This window comes from Streptomyces sp. NPDC059002 (assembly GCF_042740435.1).
GTDB lineage: Bacteria > Actinomycetota > Actinomycetes > Streptomycetales > Streptomycetaceae > Streptomyces.
Genome location: NZ_JBHYJI010000156.1, coordinates 1 through 1470, shown reverse-complemented (window position 1 = coordinate 1470; position 1470 = coordinate 1). Strand labels below are relative to the sequence as shown.

Sequence of the window (1470 nt, the reverse complement as noted above, 5' to 3'; positions counted from 1 at the left end):
GGGGGGGTGCCCCTATGACTTCGGTCAAGGGGCTGGGGCGGTTTGGGGTTGGTAGAAAGTGCCGTCGCGGAGCATCGCGAAGAGCACGTCGGCTCGGCGTCGGGCTAGGCAGAGGAGGGCCTGGGTGTGGTGCTTGCCCTCCTTGATCTTCTTGTCGTAGTAGGTGCGGGAGGCCGGGTCGGACAGGGCGGCGAACGCGGAGAGGAAGAAGGTGCGCTTGAGCTGCTTGTTTCCCCTCCTGGACTGCTGTTCGCCGCGGATGGAGGAGCCCGAGGAACGGGTCGTTGGAGCGAGTCCCGCATAGGCGGCGAGGTGGGCGGCGGAGGGGAACCTGGTTCCGTCCCCGACGTCGATGAGGAGGCGGGCGGCGGTCCTGACGCCGACGCCGGGCATCGAGGTCAGGACGGCGGAAAGAGGGTGGGCCGCCAGCAGTTCTTCGAGTCGTTTCTCCAGCAGACGGCGCTGGTCGAGGACGGCGGCCAGGGACCGGGCCAGGCTGGGGACGATCAGTGCGGCCGCCTCCGTGCCGGGAACCACGACTGTCTGCTCGTCGAGCGCGGTGAAGATCTCGTCGGTCAAACGAGCTGCCATCCGCGGGGCCTTGGGCCGCATCAGGTTGGTGACCTTGCGGCGTCCGGCCTGGCGGATCTGAGCGGGCGAGCCGAACCGCTCCAGCAGGACCAGGACGGCCGGGTGCTGCATGCGCGGGCCGAGCACCCGCTCCAGGTGCGGGTGGACCTGCGTGAACAGGCCGCGGAGCCGGTTGGAGAGCCGGTTCGCCTCCGAGACGAGGTCGTCGTCGAACCCGACGAGCATCTCCAGCTCGGCGACGGTCTCGTCGTCCAGGTCGAGGGAGCGCAGGGTGTGGGGCATCGAGCGGGCCGCGTCGGCGATGATGAACGCGTCGCGGGCGTCGGTCTTGGCCTCACCGGGATAGAGGTCAGCGATCCGCCGCATCGTCAGGCCCGGCAGATAGGCCACCTCGCAGCCGACGGCGCGGGCGACGGCCAGCGGCAGGGCTCCGATGGAGGCCGGCTGGTCGACGATGACGAGCACTCTCCCGTGCTTGGCCTGCAGTTTCGCGAAGACCTCGCGGAGCTTGGGTTCGTTGTTGGGCAGCCTCCGGTCGAAGGCCTTCTTCCCCGCCGGGGTGACGGCGGTGGCGTGGTGTTCGCCCTTGCCGACGTCCAGGCCGAGGAAGACGTCGATGCTGCTGGTGTCGATCACGTCGTGGTTCCTTCGGTGCTGTTCACCCGGCCGTCCCACGGCGCCGATCGCCACATCCACATTACGAAGAGCCTCCCGACCTGGAGAAAGGTCGGTGGTCATGCCCCTAATCAGCGGTCTGTCAGCGCCTCCGGAGCTGGTGACACCACCCCCCAGGCCATGCACTCGACAAGGGGAGGTAGTCATGCCAACTCCGAAGGCCGGTAACCCCGTTGCGGGGCTACGTAGAAAGTAATGGGGGGG

At 68.4% G+C, this 1470-nt stretch carries 1 protein-coding gene; it reads right to left on the bottom strand.

Going from position 1 to position 1470, the window contains the following annotated elements:
• Positions 1-24 precede the first annotated feature (24 nt).
• Complete coding sequence (locus ACFWZ2_RS43610) at positions 25-1227, bottom strand: IS110 family transposase (RefSeq protein ID WP_384555358.1); 1203 nt, start codon at positions 1225-1227, stop codon at positions 25-27.
• Positions 1228-1470 lie beyond the last annotated feature (243 nt).